The sequence below is a fragment of the Gordonia sp. PS3 genome (assembly GCF_041950545.1).
In the GTDB taxonomy this organism is placed as follows: Bacteria; Actinomycetota; Actinomycetes; order Mycobacteriales; family Mycobacteriaceae; genus Gordonia; species Gordonia sihwensis.
In genome coordinates this window covers 1,490,216-1,504,015 of sequence record NZ_CP169524.1, presented here as the reverse complement: position 1 = coordinate 1,504,015, position 13,800 = coordinate 1,490,216, and the positions used below count along the sequence as shown (strand labels likewise).

Sequence of the window (13,800 nt, the reverse complement as noted above, 5' to 3'; positions counted from 1 at the left end):
CTGCGCGGCACATACGAGGTCGTCGGCGCGGCGGGTAGATTCGAACACCGTGACCACCCCTGGCGACCCGCTCATCGGCCGAGTGCTGGAGCGCAGATACCGGATCGACGCGCCGATCGCTCGCGGCGGGATGTCCTCGGTGTATGTGGGAACCGACCTGCGTCTGGGTCGGCGCGTCGCAGTGAAGGTGATGGATGCGCGTTACGTGGGCGACCCCCAGTTCCTGCGCCGGTTCGAGTTCGAGGCCCGCGCCGTCGCCGGTCTGAGCCACCCCGGCCTCGTCGCGGTCTACGACCAGAGCATCGACGGTGAGGTCGCGTTCCTCGTCATGGAGCTCGTGCGCGGGGGCAGCGTCCGCGAACTGCTCCGCGAACGCGGGCCGATGCCGCCGCACGCGGTGGCGTCCGTCGCGATCCCGATGCTCGGCGGCCTGGGCACCGCGCACCGCGCGGGGCTGGTGCACCGGGACGTGAAGCCCGAGAACGTCCTCGTCTCCGACAACGGCGACATCAAAGTGGCCGACTTCGGTCTGGTCCGCGCGGTCGCCGAAGCCGGCGTCACGTCGGCGAGCGTGATTCTGGGGACCGCCGCGTACCTGTCCCCCGAGCAGGTCAACTCCACCGACGTCGACGCGCGCAGCGACGTGTACTCGGCCGGAGTGATGCTGTTCGAACTACTGACCGGACGGCAGCCCTTCAGCGGCAGCACTCCGCTCGCGCTGGCCTATCAGCGGCTCACCTACGACGTCCCCGCCCCCGGCGACCTGATCGAAGGCGTCCCGCCGCAGATCGACGAGATCGTCCTGCGAGCCACCGAGCGTGACCGCACCGATCGCTTCCGCGACGGATTCGCCATGCAGCACGCGTTGCTCGACGCCGCCGATGAACTCGACCTGCCCGCCTTCACCGTCCCGGCTCCGAGCCGGGCCTCGGCGCGGGTCACCTCCGCCATCGCCCGCCCGGTGCGGGCCGTGTCGGCGCAGGCGCCCGATCCGCGACCGGTCACCGCATACGATCCCGAGCCGCTCCCCCCGTCTGATCGTTGGGACGACGACGCCTGGGACGGACCCGACGAGCGACGCTGGGCGGACGACGAGCCGGAGTGGGCCGACCGGGCCGACTGGGAGCCGGACTCCGACGAGGTCGACGTGATCGACGAAGCCGATCCCGCGGCCACCTCGCGCGGACGCGCACTGGCGGCCGTGTGGTTGACGATCATCACGATCGTCGCCGTCGTGCTCGCAGCTGCGGGGTGGGCCGTGGGCGCCTCGCTCGCCTGAACCGGGCGCCGTCGGTCTCCTCAGCCGCGCAGGCTCCCCTCAGCCGCGCAGCATCTCCGCCACGAGGAAAGCCAGTTCCAGCGACTGCTGGGTGTTGAGGCGCGGATCGCACGCCGTCTCGTAACGGCCTTCGAGATCGAGGTCGGAGATGTCCTGTGCGCCACCGAGGCACTCGGTCACATCCTCACCGGTCAGCTCGATGTGAATGCCCCCGGGGTGACTGCCCAGCGCACGATGCACCTCGAAGAAGCCCTGCACCTCGTCGACCACGCGGTCGAAGTGGCGGGTCTTGAAACCGGTGGACGCGGTGTGGGTGTTGCCGTGCATCGGATCGCACTGCCAGATCACCTTGTGTCCGGTCGCCTCGACGGCCTGCACGATCGCGGGCAGGACCTCGCGGACCTTGCCGTTACCCATCCGCGACACCAGCGTCAGCCGGCCGGGACGGTTGTCGGGGTCGAGTGCCTCCACGTATTCGACCGCCAGCTCGGGCGTCGTGGTGGGGCCGATCTTGACGCCTATCGGATTGCTGATCAGCTTGGCCAGCGCGATGTGAGCGCCGTCGAGCTGCCGGGTGCGTTCGCCGATCCACAGGAAGTGCGCCGACAGGTCGTACAGAGTCTGCTCGTCGCCGCCGCGCGGGTTGTCGGCGAGCCGCAGCATGGCGCGCTCGTAGTCCATCACCAGAGCTTCGTGCGAGGCGAAGATCGACGCCGACTCGAGGCTCGAGTCGGTGACGCCGCAGGCGTCCATGAATCGCAGCCCGCGATCGATCTCCGCGGCGAGCGCCTCGTACCGCGCACCGGCCGGCGATGTGCGGACGAACTCGCGGTTCCAGTTGTGAACGTGCGCCAGGCGGGCCTCCGACCCGGTCAGCGACCGCACCAGGTTCATCGCCGCGGCGGCGTTCGCGTACGCGCGCACCAGACGCGAGGGATCGTGCACGCGCGCGGCCTCGTCGGCCTCCAGCGCGTTGACCATGTCGCCTCGGTACGAGAGCAGCCCGAGCGCATCGGTGTCGGACGAACGCGGCTTCGCGTACTGCCCCGCGATGCGGGCGACCTTCACCACCGGCATGCTCGCGCCGTAGGTGAGCACCACGGCCATCTGAAGCAGGGTGCGGATGTTGCCCTTGATGTGCGGCTCGGTGTTGGCCGCGAAGGTCTCGGCGCAGTCTCCGCCCTGGAGCATGAACGCGCGACCGTGGGCCACCTCGGCGAGTTGGTCGGCGAGCACCTCCACCTCGGACGGCATGCAGATCGGCGGGACGCTCTCGAGGACGGTGCGCATCTTGTGCGCCTCCTCTTCGGGCCAGCTCGGCTGCTGCAGAGCCGGGCGCGCCAGCATGTCGTCGAATTGCTCGGCGAGACGTCCCGGCAGGGGCGGCAGTTCGGGAAGCTCGTCGATGGGCACGTCTACGGTCCAGTTCACCACCGCTCCAGCCTATCGTGACGAACCGGACGTCGCGTCGGTCACCTCCGACAGTGCCGTCGGTTCTCGGCCGTCAGTTCACGCCGGCGCCGCCGCCGACGGCCGCTTCGATGGCGCGCCACTTGACGAGGTTGTGCCGCGCGTCGGCGAGCGCATCGTGTGCGTTGCGCGGAGCCGGAGGCAGTTCCGGACGGCCCGCGGCCTCCCAGTGCTGTCGGAGTTCCCGGGTGAAGCGCGGCATCTCCCGCGGCAGCTCGGTCATCGACCCCCACAGCTGACACACCACCACGTGGTCGTACGCGCCGACCCACGCCCACAGTTCGACGCCGTCGCCAGGGGCGGTGAGGAACTCGTAGAGGCTCTCGCGGATCGCTCGGCGACTCCGCCACGCCTTGTCGGCCGGGGACGGCAGCTTGTCGAGGACGTTGGTGCGTACCCAGTCACCCGCCCGCGCCGGATCGAATTCGGTCGAGACGGCGTAGAACTCGCGGCCGTCCTCGCCGACCACCCCGATCGACACCAGCTCGATGGTGGTTCCGTCTTCGATGAACTCGGTGTCGTAGAAGTAGCGCACGACTTCTGATTATCCATGCCGGACAGGAATACTGGCTTTCATGCCCACTGCAAGCGGTCAGACGCAGCCCCGCGACGAGGGCGGAGCGCTCCGGGGTCAACGGCTCGCCGAGCGGCTCACCCGGCGGTCGCCCGGACCAGCCGCGAGGGCGGCGATCGTCGCCGCATTCGCACTCTCGGCCGCCCTGCAGATCCTGGGCGTGCCCTTCACATCCAGTTTCGGCACCCGAACCCGGTTCGACATGGACGTGTACCGCATCGGCGGCCAGATCTGGCATCAGGGCCTGAGTCTGTACGCCGACGGTTCGATGCCCTTCACCGCCGACGGCATCTGGCTGCCGTTCACGTACCCGCCGTTCGCGGCGCTGCTGTTCACCCCGTTGGGTGCGATCCCGCTCGCCGTCGCGAGCATCGGGATCTCACTGGTCACCGCCGCGCTGCTGGTCTACGTCACCAAGCTCTCGCTCGCCGTGCTCGACATCGGCTCGCCCGGCAACCGGTGGTGGCTCGCGATCGCTGCATCGGTCGCGACCATCTGGTTCAACCCGTTCTGGATGACCCTCGGATTCGGTCAGATCAACGTGGTGCTGATGGCGATGATCATGATCGACGTCTTCGTCCTGCACCGCGCCGGGGGCCGCCGCGCACAGGGTGTCCTGATCGGCATCGCGTCGGCGGTCAAACTCACCCCGCTGGTCTTCCTCGGCGTGTTCCTGGTGGCCCGCCGGTTCCGCGCCGTCGCCACCGGACTGGCCGCGTTCGTCGGCGCGGCGGCGATCGGCTGGATCTGGATGCCGGCCGACTCCCGCACGTATTGGACCGACACGCTGTTCCACACCGCCCGGATCGGCCAACCCGAGGGGCGGATCAACCAGAATCTGAACGCCGCGTGGCTCCGCGTGTTCGGTGACGCGGGCAGTGCCGCGGAGGTCGCCTGGATCCTGACCAGCGTCGCGGCCACGGTCCTCGCGCTGGCGGCGGTGCTGGCGGCACGACCCGCCGAGGCGTTCGCGCGCGGACCGATGACCGGCCGCGTCGACGCCCTCGCGATCACGTGCGCCGTGGCCGTGTGGGGACTGCTCGTCTCGCCGACCACCTGGGCCCACCACTGGGTCTGGTGCGTCCCGGCGCTGCTCCTGTGCCTGACGATCGGCTGGCGCGTCGATGAGCGCCGCTACCGTGCCACGTACTTCGGCCTCGCCGGAACCGGGGTCGTGATCTTCGCGGTGGGGCCTTTCCAGCTCCTGCCGCCCATCGAGCACGGCTGGGCTGCATGGCAGCACCTGGTCGGCAACGCCTTCACGCTCTGGGGCGTGGCGCTCCTGGTGGCACTGTGGCGGCTGCCGTACCGTGCCCCCGAGACGACGACGGTGTCCGCCACGGCCGCTTGACGGCCGGCGCGGACACCGTCACGGGGTCCGGAATCGGATCAGGCCGCGTCGCCCGGTTTCGCGGCCGGCGCCGTCGGTGCCGCCGTCTTGGCGCCGCCGTCGGCGTTCTTGAGGCTGGCGGCGTACACGTCGACGTACTGCTGGCCGCCGAGACGCATCAGCGCGTACATGATCTCGTCGGTGACCGCGCGCTCGATGAAGCGGTTGCCTGCCATGCCCTCGTACCGCGAGAAGTCGAGCGGTTCGCCCACTCGGACGACGATGCGGGTCGGCCGCGGCAGCACCGTGCCGGGCGGGTTGATCCGATCGGTCCCGACCATCGCGATCGGGATCACCGGTGTGCCCGTCTCCAGAGCGATCCGTGCGAGCCCGGTCTTTCCCTTGTACAGCCGGCCGTCCGGCGACCGGGTGCCCTCCGGGTACAGGCACAGCAGCCGTCCGTCCTCGAGCACCTTCTTGCCCGCCAGAAGCGCGTCCGCGGCCGCGCTGGCGCCGGACCGGTCGATCGGGATCTGTCCCGAAGTGCTGAAGAACCACTTCTTGAAGCGCCCCTTGAGGCCCTTCTCCGTGAAGTACTCACTCTTGGCGAGGAAGAAGATCCTCCGCGGCACCATGAGCGGCAGGTAGAAGCTGTCGACCACCGCCATGTGGTTGGACGCGATCAACGCGGCACCGTCCTTGGGGATGTTCTCCAGCCCCTCGATCCGCGGACGTCCCATCAAGCGGAGCGCCGGACCCATGAAGATGTATTTGAAAAGGTAGTACCACATGGACGTTGCTGCCCCTCCTGCTCGATTCCCGACCTGCACCGGCGCACCGGCGCCCGAACGCATCGGAAGAAACTCTACTGACTGCCCGCCACCTGCATCGCCAGTCCCTGCCGTGCCACCTCGGCCGCACCGATCGTTCCCGCCGCCTCGCCGAGCTGGGTACCGCGGATCCGGGCCAGCCGGCGGTGCCCGCTACCGGTGACCGCCGCCGCATAGTGCTCGCGCGCGTCGTCGAGGAACAGACTCGACGCGGCACCGACGCCGCCGGCGAGGACGATGAGATCCGGATCGAAGACGTCGGCGATCATGCCGAGACCGTAGCCGAGCCAGCGCGCCATGTCCTCGTACGCGGCCAGTGCCGCGGGGTCGCCGTCCGCCGCGGCCGCCGCCACTCGCCTGCCCGTGAGCGAGCCCGGGTCCGCCTCCGACTCGGCGGCCAGCACGCTGCGCGGATAGTCGTGCGAGGCGAGCAGTTCCAGCACGGTGTCGACCAGTGCCGTCCCGCTGCAGTAGCGCTCCCAGCAACCGCGTTTGCCGCAACTGCACGAGCGGCCGTCCGGAACCACGGTGAGGTGCCCGAACTCCGGCGCCACGCCGAAGCTGCCGCGATAGAGCCGCCCGTCCATGATCATCCCCGCGCCGATCCCGGTGCCGATGGACAGGACGAGCGTGTTGTGTCCACCTGCCGCCGCACCGAAGTGCAGCTCGGCGAGTGCGGCCGAATTGGCGTCGTGCTCGGCGAATACCGGCAACCCCAGCCTGCGCGTCATCGTCTCCGGTACCGGAGCCTCGCGCCAGGCCAGATGCGGGGAGAAGCGCACCGTCCGGCGATCGGGTGTCAGGAAACCCGCGATCGCCAGTCCCACCGCTGCCACCGCCCACCGGTCCCGCAGTTCGGTGACGAGCCGGTGCAGGCAGTGCTCGAGTGACTCGGCGGTCGGCGGGGTGGCCGTGCGAAGCGTGTCGAGTTGGCGACCGCGCGCGTCCACCACCGAAGCTCTCACGCTGGTGCCGCCGATGTCGATGCCGATGGTCAGTTCCGAACCGGGCGACGCCCCGTCGCCTGCGCGCGCGGTCACGTCACCTGCCCATCGGCGTGACGTTGACCGAGATCGTCTCGAACCGCGACGACGTGCCTGCGCGCTCGGACCGATCCGAGCGCAGCATGTCGGCGACGGCCTCGAGCACCGCGATCAGTGCGGCGAGGATGCGGGCGAGCAGGTCGCCGAGTTCCCGGACCATCGTGCCGACGTCTCCGAGCAGCTCCGGAATGCCCGATCCCGCAACCCCGGAACCCGGGACTCGCGACCCGGATGTGCCGGCGATCAGACCGGCGAGCTGGTCGATCTGATTCGCGAAACCGAGCAGCAACGCCTGCACGGAGTCGCCGGCGTCGGCGGCTCCGGAACCGGTGGCGTCGTGGTCGTCGGTCATCGTGGGTGGAGTCCTCGGTGGTCGGGCCGACATCGGTGGTCGGGCAAACGGTGGTCGGGCAGCAAGCGGGGGTCGGGCAGCAAGCGGGGGTCGGACGGCACGTGGGTGCGCATCGCGGACACCTGACGCTACCGGGCGCGGCGGCCGATCCCCAGCGCCGGGCACCGGAGTGGTGACAGACCGCACATCCCACCCGGTCGATGCCCTCGCTCACAACGACGAGTGTACGTTCACCGGCTTCTCGTCGTGCCCGTCGCCGGGATCGTTCGTCCGGTCATCCGTCCCCGTCCGGAGTGGTTCGGGTGCGCCGCTGCGGCCAGACGGCCGGGTCCGGGCGGAAGCGCAGAACCAGCCGTCCCGCATGCCAGTCGGCCCCCGTCACCAGGCACCGCCGCAGCACCGAGGGCAGCCGGACCGGGAAACGGAAACCCGACACCGTCACCAGCAGATCGTCGCCCGACCTGCCCAGCGCCAGCCGGTCGGGGTCGGGTAGCCCTTGGTCCCACGCCAGTTCGAAGACGCTGTCCAGGCCCTCCCCGGAGACGTGCGCGACGGTCAGCGCGCCCGACCCGCGCGGCCGCCCGCCCGGTGTCGGCAGATCGACCACCACCCGGCGGATCCGGGACAGCCGGTCGACCGCCTCCGGCGCGGCGGCCACGGCCGTCACCTGCACCGTGTCGTCGCCGCCGAGCACCGCCCGCGCGGTATCGATCGCGCAGACCTGTGCCGCGCCGCCCGCGCCCTCATTGACCAGCACCGATCGCAACGGCAGCGCCATCAGGTCGCTGATCGCGATCTGGTCTGCGAGCGCACGCGCTCCGCGGTCCCCCGCGTCGACCACCACGTGGACCGCCACCCCGTGCGGATCGGTGAACAGATCCGCCAGATCCTGGCAGTCGCGGTCGATGCCCTCCACCGCCGCGGACAACTGCGCCACCGCGGGCTTCTCCGCCGCCTCGGCGAGCCGCGCGTGCCGCGGCCACAGCCGTTCGAGTGCCGCGGACAGCACCGTCGGCGACCGCAACAGGGCGAACGGATCACCGCAGCCGGACAGGTCTACGACGATGCGTCGCCACCGTCCAGCGGTCGCGGCTTCGCGAATCCGCCTGAGCAGCAGGAACTCCTGTACGCCGGGCAGCGCCGACAGCTCGCCCGGCGCCATCGACGCCACCGAACCGACTATCGGCAGGAGCGCCTTGCCCGAGCTCACCGCCGTGAGCGCGCCGGTGAACTCGCTCCACGCCTGCTCCAGCACGGACAACGGGTCGAGTTGCAGAAGGTCGACGTCGGCGGTCACCGCGACGGGTTCCCCGGGGAGCCGAAGAACGCCGAGACGTTCCGGCAGATACGACCGCGAGTCGAGAGAGACGAGCAGTGTGCCCCGCTCGGCGCCCAGCCGCACGCCCGCGGGCGGGTGCGTGGTGTGCCGCAGTGCCGCGGCCGCGGCGACGACGGAGACGCCCGAGCCACCCGGCCCGAGCACCAGATCGATGGGCGCTAGATCGATCAGCCTTCGACCCTCTTCTTCAGGTCGCCGAGCGCGGCCTCGGTGATCGCCTTCTCCGCGCGTCGCTTCAACTGGCTGATCATCGGGATGTGAAGGTCCACCATGAGAGCGTAGGTCACCTTGGTCGAACCCGGAACCTGCTGCGCCAGACGGTAACTGCCCTCCTGAGCGCGCTGCAGCTCACTCGAGACGAGCGTCCAGCAGACACCGTCGCCGTCCTCGTCCCACGTGTATCGGAGTTCGTAGGTGTCGGCGAGGACTCCCGCGTCGAGGACGAATCGCACCCGAACGCCCCGTCCCTCCTCGTCCCGTTCCAGAACGGTCACCTCGCGGGCCGCGGTGACCCACTGCGGATAGTTGTCGAAGTCGGCGATCACTGCCATCACGTCCGCCACGTCGGCGTTGATGACGATCGACTGCTCGGTGTGGTCGGCCATCGCTACGCCCCCGCGACGGCAGACGCCGCGGGCGCCCCGGCCTCGCGGTCACCCTCGAGCAGCGCCTTGACATGGAAGGACATCTCCTTGCCCGCGATGCGCCTGCGGCGGTTCAGCTCCGCGACCGCGTCCATCCGCTCGCGCGCCCCGTCCGGCAGTGGGCGCGACGGCTCGGCGTGCAGGTAGTAGTGCAGGATGAAACCGTCCATGCACGGCTCGCACCAGATCTCCATGGTGCCCTCGACCGGTCCGGCCACCGTCCACCGCACGCCCTGGTCTCCGCGGTCCTCGACCACGGTCAGCCGTAGGTCCGGCCACCACTGCCGCCAGCGCGCCCGATCGCCCACCACCGCACCGGCGAGCGACGGCGCCGCAGCGACGAAGACCTCGTCGGCAACCTGAATGCTCGTCACCGTCCTAGCTTCACACACCCGGCCCCGTGGGTGAAACCCGACTCGTGCGTAACCGGCACTCCGAGTGGGTCTAAGATCACTCAGAGATTCAGGTCGTTCTGAGAAATTTCCGTTCCGGAAGGTGTATTTCATGGCCGAGTGCCGCGTGCCCGCGAAGTTTCAGATCCCCGAGGAGCGGAACGCGTCCGACGTGCTCTTCGACATCGTCGAGAAGCAGAGCGGCAAGACCGTGTTCCGTCGTCAGTCCGGCTCGCAGTGGCTCCCGGTCACCGCGGCCGAGGCCGGAGCGCAGGTCACGGCGATCGCCAAAGGATTGATCGCATCGGGCATCGAACCGGGCGACCGCGTCGCGTTGGTCTCGGCCACGCGCCTGGAATGGACTCTCCTGGACTTCGCCATCTGGTCGGCCGGCGCGATCACCGTCCCGGTCTACGACTCCTCCTCCGGTCCCCAGATCGATTGGATCATGCGCGATTCCGGCGCTACGGCGATCATCGCCGAGACCGCCGGGCACCGCGCCGTCATCGACACGGTGGAATCGGTGGACGACTCGGTCCAGGTGTTCCAGATCGACGTCGCCGACGGCCCGGGAGTCGTCGAACTCCTCACCGAGCGCGGCAAGGATGTGGCAGACGAGGAGGTCCACGCGCGTCGTCGGACGCTCAAGGCCTCCAGTCCGGCCACCCTCATCTACACCTCGGGGACCACGGGCCGCCCCAAGGGCTGCATGCTGACCCACTCCAACCTGCTCGGCGAGATCGCCGGCGTGATGGAGACCCCGCTGAATGCTCTGCTCGGCGACGGCAAGCGCCTGCTGCTGTTCCTGCCGATGGCACACGTACTCGCCCGCGCGATCAACCTGGTCGCGCTCGAGGCGGGCATGGAGGTCGGGTACACCAGCGACATCCCCAATCTGCTGCCGACTTTCTCCGTCTTCAAGCCGTCGCTGATCCTGTCGGTCCCCCGCGTCTTCGAGAAGGTGTTCAACTCGGCACGCCAGAGTGCGCACGACGGCGGGAAGGGCAAGATATTCGATCTCGCGGCCGACGTCGCCGTGCAGTATTCGACGGCCGCCCAGAACGGTGACGTGGGCCTGCTGCTGCGCGCGAAGCACGCGGTGTTCGACAAGCTGGTGTACGCCAAGCTGCGCGCCGCGCTCGGCGGGGTCTGCGAACTCGCGATCTCCGGCGGCGCACCCCTCGGTTCGCGCCTCGGACACTTCTTCAGCGGCGTCGGCATCCCCGTCTACGAGGGCTACGGCCTCACCGAGACCACCGCCGCGATCACGGTGAACACCCCCGGCCAGGTGAAGGTCGGCACCGTCGGCCGGCCCATCCCGGGCAACGCCGTCCGGATCGCCGACGACGGCGAGATCCTGCTCTCCGGCGAGGTGGTCTTCACCGGCTATTGGCGCAACGACGAGGCCACCGCTACCGCGATCACCGACGGCTGGTTCCACACCGGCGACATCGGAGCGCTCGACCAGGACGGCTACCTGAGCATCACCGGCCGCAAGAAGGAGATCATCGTCACCGCCGGCGGCAAGAACGTCTCGCCCGCGCCGATGGAGGACATCATCCGCGCGAGCGCACTGGTGTCGCAGGCCGTGGTGGTCGGCGATCAGAAACCGTTCATCGGCGCACTCATCACGATCGATCTCGAGGCCTTCCCGGCGTGGAAGGAGCGCCACGGCAAGTCCGCCGACCTCAGCGTCGCCGATCTGGCGCAGGACCCCGACCTGCTGGCCGAGGTCCAGGAGGCCGTCGACGCCGCCAACGAGACCGTCTCCCACGCCGAGACCATCAAGAAGTTCCGCATCCTCCCGACCGACTTCAGCGAGGACTCGGGCGAACTGACCCCCACGCTGAAGGTGAAGCGCAACGTGGTGGCCGACAAGTGGGCCGAGGAGATCGCGGCGATCTACCGCAAGTAGCCGCCGGTGCGTGCCTGCGGGCACCGAGACGCGGTATGACGATCCCCGCGAACCCCTTCCGACGGGGTTCGCGGGGATCGTCAGTTCAAGCGCGTGGGGCGGCGTGGTCGGCCGGACCGGACGGCGCTCGTCACAGCAGCCGCATGAGGCGCACGGCCTGCATCTTCCACTGCCAGTTCTCCACTGCCCATTCGCGTCCGGCCTCCCCCATCGCCGCAGCGAGCCGCGGTGAGGAGAGGATCTCGACGATCGCCCCGGCGACGGCGGCCCGGTCACGGCCGTCGACGACGGTGCCCGTCAGGCTCTCGCGCACCGTCTCGGGCGCCCCGCCCGAGTCGCCCGCCACCACCGGCACACCGCTGGCCGAGGCCTCGAGAAAGACGATGCCGAGGCCTTCCACGTCGAGGCCGCCGCCCCGGGTGCGGGTCGGCATGGCGAATACGTCGGCCATCGCGTGGTGCATCGGCAGTTCCGCGGCGGGGACGCCGCCGGTGAAGGTCACCGAATCCATCACGCCGTTCTCCTCGGCGAGCCGGTGCAGCGCATCGGCGTAGGGACCGCCGCCGACGATCATCAGCCGCGCGTCGGGAATTGCGTCACGGATCGCGGGCCACGCCCTGATCAGCATGTCCTGGCCCTTGCGCGGCACGAGCCGCGACAGGCAGAGCACTGTGGGTGCGTCGCCCAGTCCGTAGCGCTCCCGCAGCACGCGCCGCGCCGTGGAGTCCGGCGCGAACCGGTCGACGTCCACTCCGCAGGAGACGTACTCGAGCGATGCCCGCGGGCCGAAGGCCGCCGCGAACCGGCCGCGGGTGTAGCGGCTGACGTAGGTGATCGCGTCGGTGTGGTCGCCGATGTACCGGAGTACCTGGCGGGCGCCGGGCAGCATCGACCACCCGACCTCGTGACCGTGTGTGCTCGCGACGATCCGCCGAGCCCCGGCCTTCCGGAGCTTGGGCCCGAGGACCGCGAGCGGAGCCGCCGCGCCGAACCAGACTGTGTGAACATCGTTGTCGCGCACGAGATTCGCGGTCCTTCGCAGCACTCCGGGAGTCGGCAGCATCAGGCTCGTGGGATGGCGGACGATCCGGTACGGAGCCGCGCAGTCGTACTCCTCGCAGCCCCGCCACGTCGGCGCGTAGACGATGACGTCCTCCGGCGGGAGGAAGGCGATCAGGTTCTCCAGGTACGACTGGATGCCGCCCGGCCGAGGCGGGAAGTCGTTGGTGACAAGCAGCGTTCGTCTCACCGGCGCACCTGGGTGCGCAGCCATGCCTGCCAGTCGGCGACCACCGTCGACTTGTCGGCACCCAGCGCGTCCTTCATCGCGTCGTCGGTGGTCGAGGTGTCTCCGCCCTTGCCGACACCGATGTACATCTTCTTGAGCTTCTCCTCGCCGAACTTCTGGCCGACGAAGGCCGCAAACGACCACGCCTCCTGATAGGCGATCCGGGCCGCGTCCGAGTCGACGGAGAACGACCCGTCCGAGGGCAGCGCCTTCGGAACGTCGCCGGCGGCCACGGCAGCGGCCAATTCCGGTGCGGCGTCGACGAAGTCCCGGTAAGTGCCCTTGCGGCCCACGTACTCCGGAACGCCCTCGGTGAGCCACAGCGGCGCGTTCTCGGCGGTGTTGAGCCGCGAGGCGACGTGCGTGAGCTCATGGCGGATCACGACGGCGAGCGCCGGCTTCGACAGGGCACGGGCGGCGGGCGTGAGCACGATCCGCTGTCCCACCACCTGCTGATTCTGACGATCGATCATGGTGTACACGGTGGCGGCGGCAGCAGCTGAGGTGTCGACCGGAACGGTCCTCGTGAGTCCGGAGAACTGAGCGCCGTCGGCGGTGGAGATCACCGCGATCCGCCGGACCCAGTCGTCGCCCCAGAACTTCGATACCTCATCCACCGCAGCGGGCAGGATTTCGGCGACCTGAGCCGCGGTCTTCTCCGCGCCCCGGTAGCACAGAACCGTCGAGGTCCCCCCGGAGGTGCGCACGTCGTTCGCCGACAGCCCCGGAAACGCCCACGGCCCCACCTCGGGTGCCTTCGGATTCTCGCGTGAGGCCTGCGACGGGTCGGGCGCCAGGCCACCGTCGCCGACGACTTTCCAGTCGTCGCCGTATCGCGCGAAGGTCAGGCTCTGGTGGAGGGTCACCGTCGGTTCGTCGAGTCCAGGCGACGACGCGCCGCCCAGCGCGTAGTCGAGATCGACGGGCGTCACCCAACTGTCGGAGGCGCCGGCCGCTTCGAGCTTCGCCTCGAAATCCGGTTCGAGAAGGTGCTCCGGACCGGTCTGGGGCGCCACTCGATAGCGGAATTCCTTGAGTTTGAGCGGCTTTCCCACCGGCGCCGATGCGAAATCGGCAGCCACGGCGTCGAGCCGATGCCGGAACTCGACGGTGGCGGCCGGATCGATGAGTTCGGACAGGCCTCTGCGGTCGCCGTTGCGCAGCGTCGACGACAGTTGGTCGAGCAGGGCGGTGACGCCGTCGTAGCGCTGCTGTTCGAACGGGTTCAGCGGCGTCGTCGCGACCGTCGGAGACGAAGAGGCCGATGGGTGATCGGCAACGGAGCCACAGGCGGTGAGCGACGCGGCAGTCACGGCCGCCAAGACAGTGGCCGCGATCGCGGCA

At 69.7% G+C, this 13,800-nt stretch carries 13 protein-coding genes; 3 read left to right on the top strand and 10 right to left on the bottom strand.

Translation table 11 applies throughout. From position 1 onward, the window contains the following. The first annotated feature begins 49 nt into the window (after window positions 1–49). Window positions 50–1,279, top strand: coding sequence for a protein kinase (locus ACE11G_RS06950; RefSeq protein WP_062366698.1), 1,230 nt, complete (start codon window positions 50–52; stop codon window positions 1,277–1,279). A gap of 39 nt (window positions 1,280–1,318) precedes the next feature. On the opposite strand, the gene ACE11G_RS06945 is transcribed toward ACE11G_RS06950, so the two are convergent. Then, the gene (locus ACE11G_RS06945; protein WP_006895309.1) at window positions 1,319–2,713 is read right to left on the bottom strand and encodes a class II 3-deoxy-7-phosphoheptulonate synthase; all 1,395 of its coding nucleotides are present in this window, start codon (window positions 2,711–2,713) and stop codon (window positions 1,319–1,321) included. A 70-nt stretch (window positions 2,714–2,783) separates the two neighbouring features. After that, window positions 2,784–3,284, bottom strand: coding sequence for a polyadenylate-specific 3'-exoribonuclease AS (locus ACE11G_RS06940; RefSeq protein WP_006895308.1), 501 nt, complete (start codon window positions 3,282–3,284; stop codon window positions 2,784–2,786). A 40-nt stretch (window positions 3,285–3,324) separates the two neighbouring features. On the opposite strand from ACE11G_RS06940, the gene ACE11G_RS06935 reads away from it, so the two are divergent. Beyond that, entirely contained in the window at window positions 3,325–4,674 is a 1,350-nt protein-coding gene (locus tag ACE11G_RS06935) for a glycosyltransferase 87 family protein (protein ID WP_062366696.1), read from the top strand. Window positions 4,675–4,712: 38 nt separating this feature from the next. Here the strand turns inward: ACE11G_RS06935 and ACE11G_RS06930 are convergent, their stop codons facing one another. The 6 genes from ACE11G_RS06930 to ACE11G_RS06905 all read right to left on the bottom strand — a co-directional run bounded on the left by ACE11G_RS06930 (window position 4,713) and on the right by ACE11G_RS06905 (window position 9,235). Then, window positions 4,713–5,444 (bottom strand): 1-acyl-sn-glycerol-3-phosphate acyltransferase, encoded by a 732-nt coding sequence (locus tag ACE11G_RS06930; RefSeq protein WP_062366694.1) that lies wholly within the window; start codon window positions 5,442–5,444, stop codon window positions 4,713–4,715. Between the two features lie 74 nt (window positions 5,445–5,518). Beyond that, window positions 5,519–6,523 (bottom strand): ROK family protein, encoded by a 1,005-nt coding sequence (locus tag ACE11G_RS06925; protein WP_062366692.1) that lies wholly within the window; start codon window positions 6,521–6,523, stop codon window positions 5,519–5,521. A gap of 1 nt (window position 6,524) precedes the next feature. Continuing rightward, the gene (locus ACE11G_RS06920; protein WP_062366690.1) at window positions 6,525–6,878 is read right to left on the bottom strand and encodes a hypothetical protein; all 354 of its coding nucleotides are present in this window, start codon (window positions 6,876–6,878) and stop codon (window positions 6,525–6,527) included. Window positions 6,879–7,152: 274 nt separating this feature from the next. Beyond that, entirely contained in the window at window positions 7,153–8,364 is a 1,212-nt protein-coding gene (locus ACE11G_RS06915; protein WP_062366688.1) for an ArsA-related P-loop ATPase, read from the bottom strand. Window positions 8,365–8,384: 20 nt separating this feature from the next. Further along, window positions 8,385–8,822, bottom strand: a complete 438-nt coding sequence (locus ACE11G_RS06910) for an SRPBCC family protein (RefSeq protein WP_346076082.1) — start codon at window positions 8,820–8,822, stop codon at window positions 8,385–8,387. A 2-nt stretch (window positions 8,823–8,824) separates the two neighbouring features. Continuing rightward, on the bottom strand, window positions 8,825–9,235 hold the full coding sequence (locus ACE11G_RS06905) for a hypothetical protein (protein ID WP_062366683.1): 411 nt from the start codon (window positions 9,233–9,235) through the stop codon (window positions 8,825–8,827). Between the two features lie 130 nt (window positions 9,236–9,365). Between ACE11G_RS06905 and ACE11G_RS06900 the strand changes: the two genes are divergently transcribed. Further along, window positions 9,366–11,168 carry a long-chain fatty acid--CoA ligase gene (locus tag ACE11G_RS06900; protein WP_062366681.1) on the top strand — a complete coding sequence of 601 codons (1,803 nt, stop codon included), beginning with the start codon at window positions 9,366–9,368 and terminating at the stop codon, window positions 11,166–11,168. A 130-nt stretch (window positions 11,169–11,298) separates the two neighbouring features. Here the strand turns inward: ACE11G_RS06900 and ACE11G_RS06895 are convergent, their stop codons facing one another. Both ACE11G_RS06895 and ACE11G_RS06890 read right to left on the bottom strand, forming a co-directional pair. Next, entirely contained in the window at window positions 11,299–12,417 is a 1,119-nt protein-coding gene (locus ACE11G_RS06895; RefSeq protein ID WP_346076079.1) for a glycosyltransferase family 4 protein, read from the bottom strand. Next, the gene (locus ACE11G_RS06890; RefSeq protein WP_346076077.1) at window positions 12,414–13,769 is read right to left on the bottom strand and encodes a peptidase MA family metallohydrolase; all 1,356 of its coding nucleotides are present in this window, start codon (window positions 13,767–13,769) and stop codon (window positions 12,414–12,416) included. Before ACE11G_RS06890 ends, ACE11G_RS06895 begins: the two co-directional genes overlap by 4 nt. Window positions 13,770–13,800 lie beyond the last annotated feature (31 nt).

Bases quoted from the DNA above. Each gene is read 5' to 3' on its own strand.
- ACE11G_RS06935 (WP_062366696.1), top strand. From the start codon at position 3,325: ATGCCCACTGCAAGCGGTCAGACGCAGCCCCGCGACGAGGGCGGAGCG.
- ACE11G_RS06930 (WP_062366694.1), bottom strand. From the start codon at position 5,444: ATGTGGTACTACCTTTTCAAATACATCTTCATGGGTCCGGCGCTCCGC.
- ACE11G_RS06920 (WP_062366690.1), bottom strand. From the start codon at position 6,878: ATGACCGACGACCACGACGCCACCGGTTCCGGAGCCGCCGACGCCGGC.
- ACE11G_RS06910 (WP_346076082.1), bottom strand. From the start codon at position 8,822: ATGGCCGACCACACCGAGCAGTCGATCGTCATCAACGCCGACGTGGCG.
- ACE11G_RS06900 (WP_062366681.1), top strand. From the start codon at position 9,366: ATGGCCGAGTGCCGCGTGCCCGCGAAGTTTCAGATCCCCGAGGAGCGG.